We start from the raw sequence: 543 nt of genomic DNA, 5'->3' as shown, positions 1-543 counted from the left end.
TTCTATTTACAGGGGAGCTGACATATCTTATTCTTTGGGCGGCTTTGTACCTGTCCTCAAACCTGTAGTATTTTCCATTTTCTCTGTATTCGTAACTCCAACCAACAGGCATTCCTTTAGAATAGTTAGTTTCTTCTTTCAATTGCCCATTCGGGTAGTAAATTTTAAGAGTACCGTCTAAGACACCATCTTTGAGGAAACCTTTTGCCTTTATATTCCCATCTGGATAATATTCAATTCGCTCAGTCAAGCCTGTCCCGCTAACGTATTTTTCTTCGAATTCTCTCTTACCGTTGCAGGCAACCAACAGCAACACAAAAGGCAGAAACCAAAATATCGAATTTAAATTCATCTATTATTTATTCTCTATTGCACATAACTTGTATATAAACGTAGTCTAGTACGTTTAGCCGCCTACCATTTGTCAGCTAAACGTAACTGGACTAACGAATATACTATATATAGTAAACTCACAATAACTGGATCCTCCTGTAAGATTTCCAATCTCATAATACCCCCGTGGCTGTTGCACAACTATTGATA

1 protein-coding gene is annotated in these 543 nt (G+C 37.6%); it reads right to left on the bottom strand.

The window, feature by feature from the left end; all coding sequences use genetic code 11:
* Positions 1-352, bottom strand: a 352-nt coding sequence (locus LN995_RS21755; protein ID WP_394801839.1) for a toxin-antitoxin system YwqK family antitoxin, incomplete at its 3' end; no start/stop codon positions are given.
* Positions 353-543 lie beyond the last annotated feature (191 nt).

This window comes from Pontibacter silvestris (assembly GCF_020907275.1).
Taxonomy (GTDB): Bacteria; Bacteroidota; Bacteroidia; order Cytophagales; family Hymenobacteraceae; genus Pontibacter; species Pontibacter silvestris.
This window is presented reverse-complemented; position numbering and strand designations above follow the sequence as displayed.